Origin of the sequence: Mycobacteroides franklinii (assembly GCF_002013895.1) — a bacterium.
Lineage (GTDB): Bacteria > Actinomycetota > Actinomycetes > Mycobacteriales > Mycobacteriaceae > Mycobacterium > Mycobacterium franklinii.
The window spans coordinates 1-19789 of record NZ_MAFQ01000028.1 but is presented as its reverse complement, the minus strand read 5'-3'; the positions used below and the strand labels follow the sequence as shown (position 1 = coordinate 19789).

General features: G+C 62.3%; 21 protein-coding genes. 11 read left to right on the top strand and 10 right to left on the bottom strand.

Annotated elements, in window-relative coordinates; genetic code table 11:
- The 3 genes from B4393_RS26960 to B4393_RS26950 form a co-directional block, all read right to left on the bottom strand.
- On the bottom strand, positions 1-1239 hold a 1239-nt coding region (locus B4393_RS26960; RefSeq protein WP_078336691.1), incomplete at its 3' end, for a PPE family protein.
- 5 nt (positions 1240-1244) lie between these two features.
- Complete coding sequence (locus tag B4393_RS26955; protein ID WP_070936996.1) at positions 1245-1553, bottom strand: PE family protein; 309 nt, start codon at positions 1551-1553, stop codon at positions 1245-1247.
- Between the two features lie 423 nt (positions 1554-1976).
- Positions 1977-2564, bottom strand: a complete 588-nt coding sequence (locus tag B4393_RS26950) for a TetR/AcrR family transcriptional regulator (RefSeq protein ID WP_078336690.1) — start codon at positions 2562-2564, stop codon at positions 1977-1979.
- Between the two features lie 167 nt (positions 2565-2731).
- Here B4393_RS26950 and B4393_RS26945 point away from each other — a divergent pair, with 167 nt between their 5' ends.
- Positions 2732-4225, top strand: coding sequence for a flavin-containing monooxygenase (locus B4393_RS26945; protein ID WP_078336688.1), 1494 nt, complete (start codon positions 2732-2734; stop codon positions 4223-4225).
- The gene (locus tag B4393_RS26940; protein WP_078336687.1) at positions 4222-5292 is read left to right on the top strand and encodes a DUF6670 family protein; all 1071 of its coding nucleotides are present in this window, start codon (positions 4222-4224) and stop codon (positions 5290-5292) included. The genes B4393_RS26945 and B4393_RS26940 overlap by 4 nt, the downstream gene beginning before the upstream one ends.
- Positions 5293-5311: 19 nt before the next feature.
- Here the strand turns inward: B4393_RS26940 and B4393_RS26935 are convergent, their stop codons facing one another.
- From B4393_RS26935 to B4393_RS26910, 7 genes are all read right to left on the bottom strand, one after another.
- Positions 5312-5749 (bottom strand): DUF350 domain-containing protein, encoded by a 438-nt coding sequence (locus tag B4393_RS26935; protein ID WP_078282155.1) that lies wholly within the window; start codon positions 5747-5749, stop codon positions 5312-5314.
- A 34-nt stretch (positions 5750-5783) separates the two neighbouring features.
- Positions 5784-6950: a glutathionylspermidine synthase family protein gene (locus B4393_RS26930; RefSeq protein WP_078336686.1), complete on the bottom strand. Its 1167-nt coding sequence runs from the start codon at positions 6948-6950 to the stop codon at positions 5784-5786.
- Complete coding sequence (locus tag B4393_RS26925) at positions 6950-7498, bottom strand: hypothetical protein (RefSeq protein ID WP_078336689.1); 549 nt, start codon at positions 7496-7498, stop codon at positions 6950-6952. Before B4393_RS26925 ends, B4393_RS26930 begins: the two co-directional genes overlap by 1 nt.
- 555 nt (positions 7499-8053) lie before the next feature.
- Positions 8054-8734 (bottom strand): hypothetical protein, encoded by a 681-nt coding sequence (locus B4393_RS27725; RefSeq protein ID WP_133052620.1) that lies wholly within the window; start codon positions 8732-8734, stop codon positions 8054-8056.
- 3 nt (positions 8735-8737) lie between these two features.
- Positions 8738-11701: a transglycosylase SLT domain-containing protein gene (locus tag B4393_RS26920; RefSeq protein WP_413816169.1), complete on the bottom strand. Its 2964-nt coding sequence runs from the start codon at positions 11699-11701 to the stop codon at positions 8738-8740.
- 502 nt (positions 11702-12203) lie between these two features.
- Entirely contained in the window at positions 12204-13340 is a 1137-nt protein-coding gene (locus tag B4393_RS26915; RefSeq protein ID WP_043078131.1) for a tyrosine-type recombinase/integrase, read from the bottom strand.
- Between the two features lie 20 nt (positions 13341-13360).
- On the bottom strand, positions 13361-13654 hold the full coding sequence (locus tag B4393_RS26910) for a helix-turn-helix domain-containing protein (RefSeq protein ID WP_043078132.1): 294 nt from the start codon (positions 13652-13654) through the stop codon (positions 13361-13363).
- Between the two features lie 215 nt (positions 13655-13869).
- Between B4393_RS26910 and B4393_RS26905 the strand changes: the two genes are divergently transcribed.
- The 9 genes from B4393_RS26905 to B4393_RS26860 form a co-directional block, all read left to right on the top strand.
- Entirely contained in the window at positions 13870-14562 is a 693-nt protein-coding gene (locus tag B4393_RS26905) for a hypothetical protein (protein ID WP_052511021.1), read from the top strand.
- 94 nt (positions 14563-14656) lie between these two features.
- On the top strand, positions 14657-14974 hold the full coding sequence (locus B4393_RS26900; protein WP_234708030.1) for a hypothetical protein: 318 nt from the start codon (positions 14657-14659) through the stop codon (positions 14972-14974).
- Positions 14975-15172: 198 nt separating this feature from the next.
- A complete protein-coding gene (locus B4393_RS26890; RefSeq protein ID WP_043078134.1) occupies positions 15173-15727 on the top strand; it encodes a recombinase family protein in 555 nt (184 codons plus the stop codon).
- Between the two features lie 185 nt (positions 15728-15912).
- Positions 15913-16281: a hypothetical protein gene (locus B4393_RS26885; protein WP_043078135.1), complete on the top strand. Its 369-nt coding sequence runs from the start codon at positions 15913-15915 to the stop codon at positions 16279-16281.
- A gap of 11 nt (positions 16282-16292) precedes the next feature.
- On the top strand, positions 16293-17297 hold the full coding sequence (locus B4393_RS26880) for a DNA adenine methylase (protein ID WP_234708031.1): 1005 nt from the start codon (positions 16293-16295) through the stop codon (positions 17295-17297).
- Positions 17298-17365: 68 nt separating this feature from the next.
- Positions 17366-17644 carry a type VII secretion target gene (locus tag B4393_RS26875; protein WP_054492169.1) on the top strand — a complete coding sequence of 93 codons (279 nt, stop codon included), beginning with the start codon at positions 17366-17368 and terminating at the stop codon, positions 17642-17644.
- On the top strand, positions 17645-18829 hold the full coding sequence (locus B4393_RS26870; protein ID WP_052511022.1) for an amidase domain-containing protein: 1185 nt from the start codon (positions 17645-17647) through the stop codon (positions 18827-18829).
- 2 nt (positions 18830-18831) lie between these two features.
- Positions 18832-19548: a cation diffusion facilitator family transporter gene (locus B4393_RS26865; protein WP_054416661.1), complete on the top strand. Its 717-nt coding sequence runs from the start codon at positions 18832-18834 to the stop codon at positions 19546-19548.
- Between the two features lie 5 nt (positions 19549-19553).
- The coding region (locus B4393_RS26860; protein WP_236743269.1) for an S-adenosylmethionine-binding domain-containing protein at positions 19554-19789 on the top strand (236 nt) is incomplete at its 3' end.

The following is a 19789-nucleotide window of genomic DNA, read 5'->3' as shown; positions in this document are numbered from 1 at the left end:
ATCCTTGATCCGGGCCGCGCGCTTGCGGCGTGCCCGGGAACGGGCCGAAGCCGCGGCTGCCGCCGCGGCGGAGATTCCGGCTGCGGGCGCCTTAGCGCCGGCACCTTCATTCAGCGTCGGGCCAAACCGGGCGGCGGGCGGATCCTCCTGCACGGCGTAGACCATGTATGCCGGTGTTGCGGTAGCAGGAACCGCTGGCGACGACGCCGGACTGCTGGGAACCGTTGGAGCCGAAGAAGAACCTCCCGGCATCGGCGGTGTCGACGGGACATGAGCGAGCTGCAGGTCTTGTTGCGGGTTTCTGCGCTCGATCCGCGCCGGTTCACGACCGGGCTCGTCGTCGTGAGCGGGCTCCTCTACTGCCGCGGGCGGAACCAGGGCTGACAGCGCCAGCCCCAGCACGATCGGCAGCCAAGCGGGCGCCGAAAGCAAGACGCCCCAGAAGGTGAACCCGAAGGGGATGAAGAAGGCCTCGTACGCAATGAAGAACAGCAACGGGAACCACGCGAAGAACGCGGCGACCGGGTTCTTCATGAAGTCTTGGATCATGTCCTGCAGCGTGCCGAGCGGATTGGTCATGAACCGCATGAGCTGATCGGTGATGTTGTTGCTGCTGTCCAGCGCGGTACCGGATTCCAAGGCTTGCGGCTGCGCAGCCATCGAGGTCATATCCGCCGACATCCGGGACATCTCGCCGCCCGGGGCCATGATCATCGGCGACGGTTGCGTCGGCGTGGTCGCGGCCAGCGCCGTGCTCGAGACACCCTGATACACGCTCATCGTGGTGGCCGCTTGCACCCACATCCGGACATAGTCGGCCTCGTTCAATGCGATCGGAATCGTATTGATGCCAAGGAAGTTGGTGGCCAGCAGCACACCGTGGATCATGTGGTTGGCGGCCAGTTCCGCCAGGGTGGGCATGGCGGCCAATGCCGCGGTATAGCCGGCTGCGGCCGTCTCCTGCAGAGTCGCGTTGGTGGCGCTTGTGGCGCTCTGCTGGGTCAGCCACGCCAGATACGGCGTATGACTGGCGACGTACTGGGCGGCGCTGGGCCCCTGCCAAGAACCTCCGGCGGCACTCCCCAGCAGCTCTGTTAATTCCGTTGCAGCCATAGCATATTGGGTGGACAACGCTTGCCATTGTGCGGCGGCGGCCAGCAGTGCGCCCGGCCCGGGCCCGGCGCTGAGCAGCGCCGAGTGCACCTCGGGAGGCGAAGCCATCCAAATCGGAGCCGACACCGGCGTTAGCCCCGCGCGATCATGTAGGTGGCCGCGGCCTGCATATCCCCGGTGGTGTAGCTGGCCGCGGACTCCGACACACCCAGCCCGGCCCGGCCCAGTTCCTCGACGGCCTGGGCGGCCACACCGGTGTGCTCGATACCGCGGGCACTGAAACCGGCCGCGGTCTCCAACGAGACCGGGTCAGCGGCCGGGGGCACCACGGCCCCGATCACCGGGGCGGCCGCGGCGTGCGCGGCAGCCAGACGCGCGGTCAGCGCCTCCACGGCCGCACTGGTGGCGGTCAGACCTTCTGGAACGACGTTGAGATTCATCGTGGGTACTCCCTTCCCTGAGCAGCAGGTTCACTAGCGAGCGAATACACGGTCCGGGGCCGAATGAGGGCGCCAGCAGGGGAATACGCCCCAGCAGACCTGCAGCGAGAAGTAGCTGTGATGTCCATTGGTGACCATCCGACCTCGCGAATCTGCGACCGCATGAAGGCAAGTTAGCATCACCTAATACAGCTGTCGATAGTTCGCCTTAGTTCACTCCATAGCCCATGACCTGTTCTAAGACTTGGGTGTCAGGTTGCTAGACACATATCTGTAGCGCGCGGTCCGGAAACGAATGGAGCGTGACCTGCGCGTTGTTGCGCCCTACTTCAGGGAAGTTCACACTATGTGCCGACGATGAGAGTCCCACCCTGCCCGGCATGGGTGTGGCACAGGTCACCAGCAACACAGAGATTCAAGTGGTCAGAGTTCGTCGACGGTGCGGTCCGACAATGCCGTGAGGACCCTGCGGGCGCGTCCTGCCATCTCATCCGCCGAACGTTCGGGGTGGTGCCGCCACCATTCAACCAATGCCGAAACCATGTTCTCCCAGACCAGGGTCGCCGCCGAGAGGTCGTCGTCATCGCTGAGCCCCACGGCCCCAAGCGTTCTCGTCACCGCCGCGGCAGACTGCTTTCGCAGGATGGTCCGCTGTCGCCGGGCTGCGTCCCGTGCCCGCCCGCTAGGCACCGTCCTGTCATAGAGAACCGGCCAGTCGCTGCGTCGATTCTCCAGAGTGGTGAAGATTGCCGTGAGCACCGCCGCGGCAATCTCGGCACGCGTCAACGATCCCGATAAAGCCTCGCCAATCGCGGTGGCCAGGCGCCCCCCGGCACGTTCGACACACGCCACGTAGAGGTCCTCTTTGGACCCGAAGTAAGCCAGCACGAGGGCCTTGGACACCTCGGCGCGCGCGGCAACTCCGTTCATGCTCGACGCCGCGAAAGTCGATTCCCCGAACTCATCGGCGGCGGCGGTCAAGATCCATTGCTCCCGTTCCTGACGAGGCATTCCCTTGCTGCCGGTCCGGAGGGGTTGCACACATATGACGGTAGCGGAGCCCACCGGCGGACAATCGCTCGTGCGCTCGATGCTGGCATTTTTCACGCACCGGGGGATTGACCGCGCGGTCACTTCGACATATATTACCGAGCGGTCAATTCGTAGAGAGGTGCTCCATGACTTCCGTAGCGATCATCGGCGCAGGTTTTTCAGGGATGGCAGCGGCCATCCAACTCATCGCGGCCGGACACGATGTCACCATCTACGAGCGGTCGCACGACGTCGGCGGCGTCTGGCGTGAGAACACCTATCCGGGCGCGGCGTGCGACGTGCCCTCGGCGTACTACTGCTTCTCCTTCGACCCCAACCCCCGCTGGTCACGCCGGTACGCCCCACAACCGGAGATCCTTGACTACTTGCGCGCGGCTGCCGACAAGTACGGTGTGCGCCAACGTATTCGCTTCAACACCTCGGTCGTCGCCGCGTCCTTCGATATCGGCACCAACCGGTGGTGCCTCGAAACGTCCCGGGGTGACCAGTTTTGGGCCGATGTCCTGGTACCTGCCGTCGGGCAGCTGTCGCAGCCCGCAGTCCCCGCCATCCCTGGGCGCGATTGCTTCGCCGGACCATCGTTCCACTCCGCGCAATGGGACGGCAGTGTGTCCCTGTTCGGGAGGCGCGTCGCGGTTATCGGTACCGGCGCCAGCTCCATCCAGCTGGTGCCCGAAATCGCTCCAATCGTCGGATCACTCACCGTCTTTCAGCGTTCAGCGCCGCACATCGTGCCGCGCCCCGACTCGCGGCTTACGCGGCTGCATCACCTGCTGGCCTCGCGGCTGCCCGCAACCTTGCGTGCACAACGTCTTACCTGGTTGGCACTCACCGAGGGCTTCACCGGGGTGCTGCACTACTCGCCACTGCTGTCCCGTGCCATGACTGGTCTCTCCCGCAGATTCATGCGATACCAAACGCGTGGTGACGCGGAACTTTTCGAGAAGGTCTGGCCCGACTACCCGCTGGGGTGCAAGCGTGTGCTCTTCTCCAATGCGTACCTACCGGCCCTGCGGCGCGAAAATGTCACTCTTGTCACGGATTCCATCGTCGAGATCACCCCCAACGGGGTGCTGTCCGACACCGGGGAACATCACGACGCGGATGTCATCATCTACGGAACAGGCTTCGCCGCTGGCGGTTTTCTCGATCATGTGACCATCACCGGGCTCGACGGCGCGACGTTGCGGGAACGCTGGAGTCAGGGGGCCCGGGCCTATCTCGGCATGGCGGTGCCCGGCTTTCCCAACATGTTCCTCATGTACGGACCAAACACCAACCTGGGATCTGGTTCGATTGTCGCGATGCTCGAATGCCAGGCCGTATACATCCGCCAGGCCGTCGCTGCCCTCAGGGGCGGTACCGCGATCGACGTCGACCCCGGCACCGAGAAGGTGTACGACGGGGGGCTGCAGGCTCGACTCACCGTCGGCGTGTGGTCACGCTGCGACAGTTGGTACGTGGGTCCCGACGGGCGCGTGACGACCAACTGGCCGGGCCTGGTGCACGAATACCGGCGCCGCACCAAAGAATTCTCGATCTCTGACTACCGCGTCCTACTGCCCGAACCCACCGGGCCGACTCGACACGCTGCGATGACCGACGGAGGAACCCGATGACCGGCCAAAACATCTCCCGCGCCCTGTCACGTCTCATCGTGGACGGCCTCCTACCCCGGATCGATCGCCGTCTCGAAGCCTCGCGAAAGCCTTTCACCAACCCGGGCATCCTGCGGCCGCATGCCGACGACGGCCCTTGGGCGGCGACCCACTACGGCGTCTTCCTTCCCGACCTGGATTCACCGCACCGGTATCTGAACACCATGACCCTGATCGGGGCGACCGGCGCCGAGTTGTTCGACAACGACTACCTCACCGCGGCGGACGCCCGGCACACCGCCACGGTTCTTTCCTCTACCGCGGCCGGCGATCACCACCACTACCGCGCCTACGATTCGGCCCACGACTGCCACTTCGCCAAGGACGGCAGCGTCTTGCGTTGGGGAGATGACCTACAGATCCAGGTCGAATATCCGCACGTCACCGTTCGCGGCCGGTACCAACACTTTTCAGCCGATATCGAGCTGACCGTCACCGATCAGGTGTCCTACTTCGTCAAGACTCCGGTCTATGACCACCTGAGCCTGCTCGCCGAGTACACAGGTGTGATCGCCGACGCCGCGGGTGCCATGGCGATCAGCGGTCTGGGCACCTTCGAGTACGCACGGTTCCTCAGCCATCAGTCCCTCACCCGGCGGCCGCTGCCGAACCCATTGAAGCTGCCGATCGACTTCTTCACCTACCAGATCATCGATCTCGGCAACGGAGCCCAGGTACTGCTCACCGACGTTCGCGCGCGTGGCGCCGTAGCCTGCCGGCTGGCGCATGTGCGGGTCCTCGGCAAGTCCACCGAGGTGTACACCGACGTCCGGATGGATGTCAGCGAGTACCGCGACAATCCGTTGGTCGACGAGGAGGGGCGCTCCATGCGCATCCCGCATCGTCTCAGTTGGACAGTCCGCGACGATCACGGCCACCTTGTGCTTGCGGTGGACGGGCTCGTCGACTCCACCCTCCGCTATGGGCACGGCCGCGGCTACGTGGGTGCCTACAGCTACACCGGTGAATACCAAGGGAATCCCGTGGGCGGTTCGGCCTACATGGAGTGGGTAGACACAAGGCGCTAGGTCTCGTGCCGGGCCCTGGCTACAGGATCGCCGTGGCGATGACCAGCCCGACCGCGACGTAGGCCGCGGCCACGACGAGTGTTGTCGGCGCGAACTTCCGCTGTGCGAGCAGCTCACCGACATCGATACCCAGCACCCACTCGATCAGCCTCATGCAGATCGTCTGGGCCGCAATGCCGATGAGACCGAATACCAGGGTGCGCAACAAGCCCTCGGCGATGTTCCCCGAAGCGGTGTAGATGGCCAGCACAATCACGAACGCCTGCGACAACAGTCCCGCCGCGGAGATGACCGCGGCGTTGGGCAGACCCACCCGGACCATCTGACGCAACGGGCCCGGAGTGGTCCAGTCCAGCACAAAGAATCCGATGGCCATCAGCACGAAACCCACTGCCGCGTAAAGCCAAATGGCCGCCGCGCCGTGCGCGATGATCGACCAGTATCCTGCTGCATTCATTGCAGTCATCCCATCTCTCTGTGCTTGATATCGCTTATTGAGGTGGTATCCGGTGTGGAACGAATGCCGCTCCGTCGTCGGTGATCAGCCCGGCCGTCTCGCGGATCCCCAGGCCTGCCGATTCGTCGCCGACAATCCACGCGCCAAGAACGGGTCTCATGCCATCGAACTGTGGCAGCGGGTCGAGCAGCTGGTAGACGTAGCCCTCTTCGCCGTAAACACCGCCGGTAGCCGTCTCGTATCCCGCACCGACCACCGTGATGTTGGCGCCTTCCCGCCCGAGCTTCGGCTTGCGGACGTACTCGGTCAACTCATGCGGGCTATCGAGATAGGCCGGCAACAGATTCGGGTGACCAGGGTACATCTCCCACAGAACCGCCAGAATCGCTTTGTTGCTCAGCAGCGACTTCCACAGCGGTTCGATCCACAGCGTCTCGGGCAGCAGATCCACGGCATGGCGGCCGAAGTCGTCGTCGAGCATCCACTCCCACGGATACAACTTGAAGATCGACTCGATCGGTGCCTCTTCCAGGTCGACGAGGCGGTTGAGGTCGCGGTCCCAGCCGATCTCCTCGATGGGTAGGCCAACGGTGTTGAGCCCGGCTTCGGCCGCGCACTCCTGTAAATAGGCCAGGGTCACATGATCTTCGCCGGTCTGATCCGCCGACGACCAGGTGAAATGTGTTTCCGTACCGGGGAGTTGCCCACCGATCTGCTTCCAGCGCGCCACCAGCTGCTCATGCAGGGAGTTCCATTGATCGTCCTCGGGAAACACCTCTGTCTTCCAATGCCATTGCAAGATAGACGCTTCCAGTAACGAGGTGGGGGTATCGGCGTTGTACTCCAGCAGAACCGGAGGCCGCTGGCCGTCGTATCGCAGATCAAAGCGCCCGTATAGATGCGGATCGTTTCTGCGCCAAGATTTTTCGACGTGCTCCCACGTCCATTCCGGCAAACCGAAATCGCGGTAGCGGCCCAGCAGAATCACCTGCTCTACGGCTTCCAGGCACATGGAATGCAGCACCTCGACGGTGGCCTCGAGGGAGAGTACCTCGTCCATATCGAAGACGTAATGAACCGACTCGTCCCAGTACGGACGATCGCTCCCATCGGCCATCCGCGCCGGTGTGCCGTAACACATTCCTTGGGAGGCAACCGTCTGCTCCCAGCCGGGGCGGGGCCTCGCATGCTCGCGACGCATCAGCTCCCCGAACTTCCCGAGCTGCTGGACCCAAAGCCTCCGCGCGATACCGATGGGGAACGTGAAACGCTGCCCGAGCCATCGGATTTGGAGATTCGAGTGCCCGAGCTGGTCTTGGCGGTCGTGCCTCTCGGCAGTTCCAAACTACCGCCGGTAGCGGTCGTGCCGATGCCGCGATTCTGCCCACCGTAGTAGTACTGGTACGGCGACCCCGCGTAGATGAACATGCCGCCCGACGACGGAGTGCCCCGCTCGCAGTACTCCTCGGGGGCGACGACGTTGGAGCCCTGTTGCACGCAGGTGGCCTCGACATCGTCATCGCGGTCGATCACGGCGTAACCCACGGCCACGATCGCCGCAATGCCGGCCACGACCGCGGAACCCATCAGGACGTTTTTGCGGGTCCGGCGGCGTTCCTCGGCCTTCTCCGCCTGCACCTCGGCCAGCCTCTGCTCGGCTTCACGGGCCCGGCGCGCCTTATCTCTGGCTCGCGCCTCAGCGACCGTAGGCGGTCGCGGCTTCGTGACACCCGGCTCTTGCCACCGCACAGCACCCCGGCCCTGCGGCTCATGCTGGCCTGCGTCGTCGTCGCCTACGGATGGATCGGGCATTTCTTCCCCCTTATTGCCCGAATCATAGAAAACCCACCGCCGCCGACCGTACAGCGGTAGCCGAACCGACACCCGGGCGTGAGGCAACCGCTGGAGTCGGGCGTTGCGAAGACGGGGCGGCCGTCAGCGCGGTGCTTCAGCTGACCGTCTGGCGCAAGCGTGCCGTCAGACATGCCTGGTCACAATCTCCAGGAGCCGTGTCCTGACGAAAAACCGCTCTCGGCGCGTACCACAACTCACACGATCAAGGACGACTTGCGAGCGATGGGCCGAGCTACTGCCTGGTTCCTACTTATGTAATGGCAGTGTTTGTCGGCTACTTCGTGTTAACGGCGATGTCGCCCGTCCCCTGAGATCACGGGAACTACGATTCTGCCCTGCACCGTGATCCAGACTCCGACAATCACCGCCAGCGACAGTCGACCACACCGCTGGTGGGCCTACAGATTAACTCACCGCCACCGCCGCAATATTGCAACAACGATTGCACCGTCAACACTGCCCTCGGGGGCACAGGGGTGCGATCAAGGCTGTCAGCACTGAGTTGTCTGCTGGATGAGGCCAGCGAACTTCGATGTCTCGTGACCATAACGCCAATTCAGCTAGTGAGTTACCCGCGGAGGCCAAATAGACATGGGCTGTAACTCCCGATTCTGGAATAAATACGCTAGCCGCGAACCAACCGCATCCACCAGAAGTAATATTCGCACAGCGCGCCATCGATGTCGAGATATCGACCTGCGCCCCCGCCGAAGTATCTGCACAACCTTTAATTTGTCCTATAAGTTCAGAAAATATCAAATTTACAGCTTGGCCCATCGTCCAGGTATCCCCAGGATAGTGCACGATCTGTTCCTGCACTGACCAATCCTCTGTGCTCTGGTTTATCGTCGCATGTTCTGAAACACCACCGAATCCATGCTGAACACGGGCATCAGGCAGTTTACTTTGGCACAGTTCCTCGATTTTGAATCTAGGATCCGTCACCGGCCTTGCAACGCTCGCTAACGGCGGAAAGGCGTAGATGTCGTACAACGGAATTTGTCGAGAGTCCATCCACATATTAGCTGGCAGTACGGCCGGATCGGCATAAGCTACTACAAGTTCCGCGCACCATAAGATTGCAACCAGGCCGAGGATTGCAAGTCCTCGCACAGAAATTTCTTTCAGCATTAGCTAATACCCCTTAGGTCCCTTGTTTGGATTGGCCTGCTGGATTATTTGAGCTAAGTCAGATCCGTCGCGTGAAACGCCGTAGGCTGGAAAATGCATGACGTAATTCATCGATGCCGCGACGCTTGCTACCGGGTCGTAGATGTTGTTTGAGGTTCCCGATTGGTGATATCCCGCGAATGTCGTAGGTATGGCTTGCACAAGCCCGCGCGAATCGTTGTTGCCCTCGCCATCGGCAACCGTGTAAGTTGACGCCTGCGCGTTTGAGTCATACGTGTTGATGGCATTCGGATTCCAGGTCGATTCACGGTAAGACATTGTCAGGTATCCGTTCATCCAGTTCTCTCGAGCGGCGGGATCAGTGATACCCATCTTGTCAAGCGCTTGATTGATGTATCCCCGCGCAGCTTCTTGACCGGTGGCGACATTCGGGTCTTTCACATAGGTGACGTCCTTCAAATCGATTGGGTCCCACTGGCCTGCTGCGGGCGGCGGTGGTGTCGTGCTCGATGCTGGTGGAGAAGTCTCTGTCGTGCTCGATGGTGTTGGCGGGTTTGTCGTTGGCGTCGGTGGCGGTGTTGAGCTGGTTGTAGGCGGCGGTTCGGGTGTGGGTCCTGGTGCGGTCACTGGCGGTACCAGGTGAGGCTCGGGGGTTGACGACGTACTCGGTGCCGGTGGCGGCGTCGACGGACTCGTTGAGGGCGGTGTGAGTGTGATGGTTCGGGGGATTTCAGGGTTAGGGGATGGTGCCGGTGAGGCACTCGGAGTCGGTGTGATCGTGCGGGGTACTTCCGGGTAGTTCGGCGGTGTCGGTGTGGGCGATGGCGGTTCCATCGGTGCCTGCGCAAGATGGCCGCCCAAGCCCGATCCGCCACTTAGGGCCTGCGCAGTGCCGCCGTCGGAGAGCAGATCACTCGCTCCGCTGGTATCCGGCATGCCGGAGGCACCCAAGCTAGATGCGGTGTTGACGAGCCCGGACGCTTGGGAGACACCGCCGGCGACCTGGCCGGTCAGGTCAGAAACTTGTCCGGCGGTCATGGTCAGTTGCTCCACTTGTTGAGCCTGCGGTTTCAGTTGCGGGTTGGCGTCAGCCGCCAGCTGCGCACCCTGGCCGGCCTCATTGAGCCAGGTCGAGGCGATCGAGGTGCCCGAGTTCACCGCATCGGCGGTATTGCTGATCCCTCCGGAGATGCCCTGCACCAACGCAACCGCGTCCATGGGGTTGACTGCCCCGGACTGTGCGCTGGACGCGATCGACGCCCCGGCCTGGGCCGCTGACCCGAAATTCTGCGCCGCCGATCCTGCGGACTGGCCCAAATTCACGCTGTCAGAGACGGTGTTGGTGACGTCGCTGGGCAGCGACTGACCCATCTGCGCACCATCTTGGGGCAGCGCCTGCGTATCGGGGCCTTGTGCCTGCTGCTGGCCTTGTTCGGGCTGGTCTTGTTCGCCTTGCTTACGGCGGCGTGTGGAGGCGGCACCCAACAACAGTGCGGTCAGATCGTTGTCACCGGACTGCTTATCGCGATCCTGCTGATCGTCCTTCTTCTTGTCCTTGCTCGGCGCCTTGGGCAGCTTCTGATTGCCGTTCTGCTTCTGCTGCCCCTTCTGCTGTTGCAGCTGCTTGGTCAGGTCATCGATCTTCTGCTGATCGGACTGTTGCGGTGGCTGCTGACCTTGGTCTTGAATGGCTGGCGGCTGTTGAGGCGTCTGCTGCTGCGGAGCACCCTGATTGGCTTGCCCGCCATTGTAATCCGGGTTGGGGGCACCGGGCCCTTGCGTGTAGGGGGTCGCGGATTGGTAATCCGGGATTTGGCTGCCGTGCTGGGGTGTCTGAGAGCCCTGCAGCGACTGCTGCGCGCTTTGACCGCTGGTGCCTTGGCTCACCGAGGGCGCTTGGGTGTTGTAGATCGAGATTCCTGAATTTTGATCTAGCGGGGCTTGGTTGGAGCCGTAGTTACCGCCCTGGTAGTCCGGCATCTGGTTGGGCATCTGCGGCGGCTGAAACTGGGAGGCATCCGGGCCGTAGGAGTTGGACCCGTTGGAGCCGCCGCCGCAATCGGGTGGGCATTGGGCGTGCGCCTGCGGCACCGTCGCCGGGGTGAACCAGCCCAGACCAAGTCCACCGGCCGAAAACATCAGCACGGCAACGATACCGGCGACAGCGGCTGTCTTTTCAGACGCTGCGGTGGCCCAGGCGTACAGCCCTTCCAGGCCTTTCCACCAGCCCAGGTTTGCCCCCACGCCCCACAACAACAGTGCCGCGATCGCTCCGGCCGCGGCAACGGCGTTAGTACCGATGACGGTGGGAGCGAGTTTCGGGGTCAGCCACACCGTCATCGCCACCAGCGCCAGTCCACCGGCGGCCAGCGCCGCGACCAGCATTGGATGCGACTCAGCACCTGCTCCATCGTCGGTTGGATTGCGGTGTGCAGCAGTGTTTTCGGTTCTGACGAGCCCAGCATCGGCAAGAACTTGCCCGGTCAAACCGGCCAGATACTTACCGCCGGTGAACAGTGTCGCCCCCGCCAGCACTGCGACCAGCATTTGGCCGACGCCCACCGTCAGCGACCACCCCGGCTCACCGGAAATCGACTGCCACCATTGGGCGTATCCGCCGCGCAGCACCCACCACAAGCCCACCGCGCCAAAGACGATCCCGAGCGCCGCGACCGTTGATTGCACAGCTTCGGAGAACCGCTCCTGAGCCGCCTCGGATACCGCATCGATGACCGGTTTGATGCCCCAGGTAGCCAACTTGACTCCGCCGCCAAGCGCGGTCAGCCAGGCCAGCAACGCCGCGACCCACACGATCCAGTCCCCGGCACTATCCCCACCGCGATACAGATGGTGGAAACCAGCTACCCCGGCCATCACCAAGATGAGACCTATAGCGAATGCCGTGAGATGCCGAACTCCGTCTCTTCCCGAGGACGGCGCGGTTTCGCGATCACCGGCAGAAAACATTTCATGCGCTGCCCCCGAGGCACTGGGATTGCGGTCATCGGTCGCTGTTGTCAGGCGTTCTGTCGGTATTTCATACCCGGCCACAATCATCTCCATCGCACGAAGGCAAAGACTCTGGAGATAACGGTACAGACTGTTACCGACAGTCGTCCACCCATAGAGCAAACTTTGACGATCTACGCGCTCCGCGATTCGGTGACGCAAACACCGCCGCTATCGGACCTGGTCTAGAAACCGGGCGCTCACGCCACTGGCGAACCAACAGTCAGCTGTACGAACAGCCCGCGAGACGGCCGCGCACCGAAGAGGACCACTCCACGTGCCGTGAGAATGAGAAAGGGTCAGGAACCCTGTTCGAGTTCCTGACCCTTTGTCGTTGGGCTTCTCAGCCCACTTACTTGTGGGCGAAGGGGGACTTGAACCCCTTTTCAGGTACAGGTCAGGAGCTCGAAAATGGTATTTGAGCATTTCATATGCCCCACGTCATCGGGTGGGTTCGGCTTCAATCGGGCACGTTTGTGCCCAAAATGTGCCCACGGGCAGGGGTGGATTTATCCGCCAGTTCGTACTTCGTGTGAAGCTGTTCGGCGAGCGCGTCCAGGTCGGAGTCGAACAAGTCGGAATAGGTCTTCAAAGTGACCGATGCGTCCTTGTGTCCGAGCATCCGCGCAAGTACGAGGACATTGCCTCCTGCTGAGACCGTGAGGCTTGCGCAGGTATGCCGCAAAGAGTGCGGGGTGGTTGTGGAGTCGATGCCGGAGCGAGCGACCGCTCGCGCGAACCAGCCGCGCGGAGCCTTGTTCACCCCACGGAACGTGCCCTCACGGTTCGGGAACACGAGGTCGTTGGCCCCCCTGCCCCTGCATTGCTCGGACAGCTTGGTCAGCACGAACTCGGGGACGGGAACGCTGCGGTTCTCTTTGCCTTTGGTCTCTCCGACTTTGCATTTGGTGCCGACCCACACGGCGTTCCGATGGACCGAGATACGCCGTCGCAGGAACTCGATGTCCCTGACCCGCAGCGCGATGAGTTCTCCCCAACGGAGTCCGCAAAACGCAAGCACATAGACGATGGTCTGGTTGTCAGGCGTCAGGCAGGCATTCGCCAGGGCGTCCACGTCGTCTGCGGTGAGGTAGACGTGCTTCTTGCCACGCTTCTTCGGGAGGTTGTCGATGTGTCTCGACGGGTTCGACGCCAAGCGGCGTGCCTTCACAGCGTCATCCAGTATCCCAGCCAGAATGTTGTGTGCACGGATGACGACGGTCGCGGACTTGCCACGTGAAAGCTCGGCCACCCAGGTCTCGACTTGCAGAGGGTCGATGTCGCTGAGTTTGGTGGCACCCCAGCGAGGCTTGACGTGGACGCGCCACGCGATTTCCAGCGTGTGCGCCCATGAAGGGGACACGAATGCTGTCTTCTTCTCCAACCAGTCGGGGCCAAGTTCACCAACCGTGATCAGTCCCAACGAGGGGGCGACGTATGCGCCCGTCATCTTGTCCACCTCGACCGTCGCGGCGAACGCCTCGGCGGCACGTTTCGTCCCAAATCCACGCTTCTTGGTCTGCTTGCCGTTGGGGGCTCGGTAGCGCACCATGTACCGCTTGCCGCCCGCGACGGTGTAGCTCTCGATGGTTGCCATGTGCTGAGACTATCCGGGGGTTACGCGGAGTCGCGGGTCTGCACAGTGCCCTGGTCAAGCCAGGCGTCCAGATCCTCGTGGGTGTAGCGGATGAGCCGCCCGACCTTGCGGAAAGTCGGCCCTTCTCGCAGGTAGCGCAAGTCTGCGAGCTTCTGCGGTGTCACCTTGAGGTAGGTAGCCGCTTCCTCAGGGGTCAGCCATTGGCGAGGAGCTTGGGCGAGGGCGGGACGAAGCTCATCGGCCACTTGGGCGGCTATGGCCCGTACCAGGGCAGCATCGACCACCGCGAGGTGCGCGGTCGTGTTCCTGGCCATTCATCTAGCGCATCACACATTTCGATTTTCACCCCTCCAGATGACGCGTTCTGGAGAAATTGGTCGAAAGAATTTTCCTGAATCCTGTTGTGTCCGAGTCGAACAGGGGGAGTGTTCGACTCATAGTGGCATCTGGGGTCAGTGCACGTGATGGCTTCGATGAAGCCGCTGCGGCACTCTTCTGAAATCCCAAGAAGAGTCTTACCCTGTTCGTTGTGAGGGTTGGTCATTGCGTTCAGCTGGCGTTAGAGACGTTGGAGGTCGCTAGGCGGCACGAAGGTGAACGCCGCAAGGTCTACGGAGAGGCGGCCATGCTTCACGCCTGCAACGCCGTTGATGGGACGGCAAGTAAGCGATTCGGCAGCAAGGAACCCAACGCTAAGCGGTTCACCAACATCATCCGTGAAGAGTTACTCGTCTTCGAGCACATCGGGATGCCTGCTATCGACCTGTACAGGACTCGCTTCCCCTACAAGATAAAAAAGCAAAGCTCTGATGGTCGGTCCGATATCGCGGATGTCCTCTATCACGTGCATCGCTGTGCACATGGTCATGGTGACGACGTTGAGGAAGGTTTCGAGCTACAGCTTTGCGGCGGTGTGGCGGGTAATCATTCGATGAGGTTCACCCCCGACGCGGTGAGATTGCCAGAGTCCGCGATCCTCGGGCTCGCTGCCATCGCCGTCCTTGCGCCGGAGAACGCTGACCAACGCGCTTGGGATGCCTCTATCCCGTGGGTCGGCGGCACACTCTCGGTTAACGACTGGTGGGGGCGAAAGACCGACTTCCTTGCCCTCGCGGAACAGGGCGGATACAACCAGTACAAGCTGGATATGACGCCGCCCGAGAACGTAAACGCACCCCTGAGTGAGATTGTAAGCAGTACTTTGGGGCGGACTTTGGACTAATGAATCAGCCTGGACGACCTCGCTAGTCCGCAATACGTGGGGACGTGCGCCCTTCTCGATTGCCCTCCTCGCCCATCCGTCCTAGCGTCGAGTCATGTCCGAAACCCCCACGCTCCGAGCGCATCTGATGGCTCTCGCCGAACTGTTCGATGAACCGCAACACGCCCGTGGCCCCGACGCCCAACGCTGCTCGGCTGACGAGAACCCGGAGGCGTGGGCGGCGCTGACGACGGGCTGGTCACGGGTTCTCGGGGCTGCCCGCACCCTCCAAGAGCGCCACGCCGCCGACAGTCGTGACGACGTGCTGGTCATGTGTTCCGACTCGGCACGGGAGTCGGCGGTATCCGAACTCCGTTGGTGCTGGGCGCGATTGGTGAACAAGTACGTCGAGGCGGTGGAGTCGGATGACTGAGACCGAGCCGCCCTTGACCCACGAGGAACGGCTGCTCATCGTCGGTCTGTATGTCGCTCTCAGCCAGTCCCAGAACCGAACACCTTTGGGACGACTCGGCTCCGAGAGGTCGTGTTACGCCGACCATGACATTCACGGTCTCAAAAGCCTGTCCCACAAGAGGATTCCCGAATCTCAGATGATTGAGGGTTTAGAGACATGTTGATTGGCTATGCGCGGGTCTCGACCGTCGAGCAGTCCACCGACCTCCAGCTCGACGCCCTCAACGGCGCTGGCGTCGAGCGAGTGTTCGTGGACGAGGGAGTGTCGGGCTCGGTCTCCTCCCGACCCGAACTCGACAAGTGCCTGGAAGTGTTGCGCGAGGGTGACACCCTGGTCGTCTGGAGGCTCGACCGCCTGGCTCGCTCCCTGCGGAACCTGCTGGAACTCGTGGAATCCCTGAGTGCCAAGGGGATTCACCTGCGCAGCCTCACCGAATCCATCGACACGTCCTCGGCATCGGGGAGGCTGGTTCTGTCCGTGTTCGGGGCGCTGGCTGAGTTCGAGAGGGCGCTTATCATCGAGCGGACGCAGGCTGGACTCCAGGCCGCGCGGTCGCGGGGAGCCAGGATTGGGCGTCCAGCGGCGATGACCGATGGACAGGTCGAGCAGGCTCGGACATTGGTTGGGGCGGGTCATCGGGTGCCCGAGGTGGCTCGGAGCCTGGGTGTCGGGAGGAGCACGCTGTACCGAGTGCTCGGGGAGTCGGGCTGACCCGTGGCCGCGCAGATCAGGGTGTTCCGCGCGAGGGCGGCTCCGAGCCGAAGGCTTGGGGTCGTCCGAGCCAGTGCGGGGGTGCTGGGAGGGTGCGGGGACGGGGAAACCCGTCACACGGGTGTTCGGAAACCCGTCACACGGTGGGGGAGTTTCCGGACGTTTTCGACCGGAAACGGTGACCCATGGATGACCTGATTGGTCGGATTGACGGACTGCTCGATGATGGGGACGACGAGTCTCTGGATGATTGGCAGTACCCGTGGTCAGACGCCATGCGGTGGGCTCCATCCGACACCGAGTTGCCCGAAGGTGTCTGGGACGATCAGCCCGACGCTGAGCTGGACTCGGGGTGGGACTATCACCCCGACACGCAAGTCCACGTGATCGCCGTTGAGCAGATAGACGAGTGGATAGCGTGTCTGGACACTCTGCCGCCCGCCGAGCGGGGCGACATCGACTGGTATGTCGTGTGCCACGTGCACAAGACCGCAGGGGAGCGTTCGGTGGATTGTGGCTGCGGAAATCCCAGAAGAGACGGGGATTCCCGGTAGCATCACGTCTCGTGACCCGTTCTCCCGTGCCTTATTTCGGTGGAAAAGCCTGGCTAGCCCCACGGCTGGCTTCGGTGTTGCCCGCACATAAACACTACATCGAGGTCTGCGGGGGCTCCCTGGCTGTCCTGCTGGCGAAGCGGCCCTCGCGCCAAGAGACCGTCAACGATTTGGATAACCACCTGATGACTTTCTGGAGGGTGTTGCGGGACCGTCCCGACGACTTGGAACGGATGTGTTCCCTGACCCCGCACAGTCGGGCTGAAAGGGCACTGGCGCAAGAGATTTCGAGTGAGCTGGACGAGCTGGAGATTGCGCGGCGGGTGTTCGTGGCGTTGACGCAAGGGAGGTCCGGGAGCCTCACGCGCACGGGCTGGCGGCACGACTTGCGACCCGTGTCCACCCCGATGCCCGTTGTTCTCCAGCGGTACGCGGGACGAATTGGTGCTGCCGCCAAGCGGATTCAGCGTGTGAGCCTGGAGTGTCGCCCCGCCGTCGAGCTGGTTTCGGCGTACGGTGGTGACCGTGGAAACCTGCTGTATGTGGACCCTCCGTACATCGTGGATAAGGGGGTTCGGCGCGGCGGGGAGTATCGGGTGGAGATGAGGTCGGAGAAGGCGCATCGGGAGTTGGCCGAGGCGTGCGTCGGGGCTGATGCGTCGGTCGTGGTGAGCGGATATGCCAGTGCGCTGTGGGACGGGATGCTGGATGGCTGGTACCGCTACGAGATTCCGATGTTGACGGCGCAAGGCAGCGGTGACGGCCGGCGGACGGAAATTGTGTGGTCGAATAGGGTGCTGGAGGGTCTGGGAGAGGGTGCCCATTTCGTCACAGAAGCGGAATCTGGTGACGAAATGGTGAGGTGTCTGGGGTGTGCAGCGGTGCTCCGTCAGCCGCGCCGTGGGAGGCGGAAAGTGTGGTGTTCGGCGGCATGTAGAACAGCGGCCTGGAGAGTGCGGCGCGATTCAGATGTGGAGGGGGAAGGGTTGGCCGAGGAAGGCGAGGCGGTGGGCTGAGCAGGCATTGTCCAGTCCCTACCGCGCGCCACGGTGTTATTCTCGCGTTAACTGGGAGGACTGTCGAAATGGCTGAGTCGTTGAATGTGGATCCTGGTGGACTGCGCCGAGCAGCGGGACGAAGCGATGACCTTGCAAGTGAGCTGAACAGCTCAAATATTGCTGGTTCTGCTGGTGGTTCGCAGCCCACCGCTGGCGCTGTGCAGTCCGTGCATGCCCTGATTTCGGGTGTTCGGGCTGATCAAGCGGCGTTCCTGTCAGGTCGGTCGGGGACTCTGCGCGCTGGCGCGAACGGGTACGAGAACACCGATGTTGGCAGCGCCAAGTCGTTCGGGGAGACGATGTAAGTGGCTGCCATCGCACCGTCGAAGATGCCGACGAAATCCCAGATATTCCAGTGGACCACCACGCATCTGCACGAGGCCGCGACGGCGTGGGAGAAGTTCGCTGACCAGTCCGAACAGGCGTTTGAGCAGCACGTCAACAACGTACGAGCGCCTAGCGGCACCGACTGGACGGGTGCGGGGGCTACTGCCGCTTACGACGATGCGCGTGAAGCCCAGGACATGGTGCGAACCCAGTGCTCCATCAAGAGGGAACTTGCGCGGATCGCGCGCCGTGGTGCTGAGGACATTGACGGGGCCAAGCGTGCGACCGTCAATGCTATCCAGGAAGTCGAGGGTAAGGGATACACGGTCAGCGAAGACCTGACGGTCACCGACGCCCGAAGCGGTGGCAGCGACTCCGAGCGCGCCGCCCGCAAGGCCGAGGCCCAGCAGCTCACCGAGTTTCTGCGCTGGCACGCACAGGGTTTGGCGTCCACCGATGAGAAGGTGGCAGGTGAGCTGACCGCCGAGGCGCGGGGCTTAGAAGGGCGCACGCTCGCTGGTGCCCAGGCGATGGACTACAAAACGGACAAGGGCAGTGGCGATGATTTGATTCTTCCGCCTGACTTGTCGGAGGCGCGTCGCAGAGCAATCGAATACGCTGACAAGTGGGCAGACGGAAATAACCCTGACTACAAGGTATATCCAGAAGACTGCACAAACTTCGTATCCCAGGCACTGCGCGCAGGTGGATTCAAGGACGAGGGCGACGGTTGGGACGACTGGCACCACGGCGACCGCGATGACTGGTATTACAACAAAGACACCTTCAACAGATGGAACCACGAATCACAAACCTGGAATAACGCCGCCGCATCTCATGATTACCTAACTCAGCATTCAGGGCGGGGACAGATTACGGGTGTGATGGGAACTCCTACCGCTAGCGGGCTTGATCCTCTAGCCCCGTCCAAGGCGGGACTGGTGCCGGGAGACCTTGTTTATTACAAGGACAATGCTGGGAAGATTGACCACGTTGCCGTCTATGCCGGACAGGTACGGGCAGCCGATGGCACCTTGATGGACGTAGTGGACCAGCACTCGGGGACGAATAACTTCCACAAGAGCTGGGCTCCGATAGACCCCTCGTTCATTGGCGGACCCGCCCAAGCGGAATTCGTGCATTTGAATTACCCGAACGGATGACTGTGTACAAAAACAGGTTTGGTGCTGGCGCTCTCACCGTATTCGTAGGTGCGGCGATACTGGCTATATCGGGTGTTGTTATCTTCTATACCCATCCAGACGAGGGGAACTCGTCGTCGGCAACCGTCTGGACTGCAATCCTCCTTGCGGGTGTGACAGCCCTCGTCGCCGGGGTGGTCCTGAGAAATTCGGCTCGCGGTTCGGGGGCATCGGCGAAATCCCGCTTCGGGCTTGCCTTGCTGAGTGTCGGAGCGGTTATCGCAGTGCTCATGGTTGCGTTCATGGGGCTCTTGTTGTTTTTCCCCGATGAAGACACGACCGCGCCAGAGCTGTCACACTTCACACCCGAGAAGCAACGGCAGAAAGCGCAGTCTGTCATCGATGGTTTGAATACGCGCGACTCCGCGAAGGCGGGGGTTCTGCGTGATTATCACGAGCATTATGTGAAGCCTGAAGAGCACGCCGCCGACCTGGCGCAAGAGCAGTCCATACAATCGGTGATTCCACCCATCGGCTGCCGCTACGTCTTGACGGACGTTCGGGATCAGGGGACACAAGGAACGAAAATCGTTCCGGGGCTCGTGCGCCCGATGCCGGTGTATCGGCTCGACGCAATGGTGAATCAGGAATGTCCCTCGCAGGACACGACGCCTCGAACCATTGGGATACTCCTGGTCCAGGCTTATGGACATTGGACGCCGATGGCTTTCACGTACTGAATCCGATGAACCTCCCCACCACCCCAGACGGCTTCAAATGCGTGCTGGCCGACCCGCCCTGGCGGTTCGGGAATCGGCGCTCGGGCATGTCGCCAGAGAGCGGGCTCAGACCGCGTTACGCCACCATGGCGCTCGACGACATCTGCGATATGCCCGTGCAATCCATCCTCGCGCAGGACGCGCATCTCTATCTGTGGGTGCCTAGCGCGATGTTGCCCGATGGGCTAAAAGTCATGCAGCG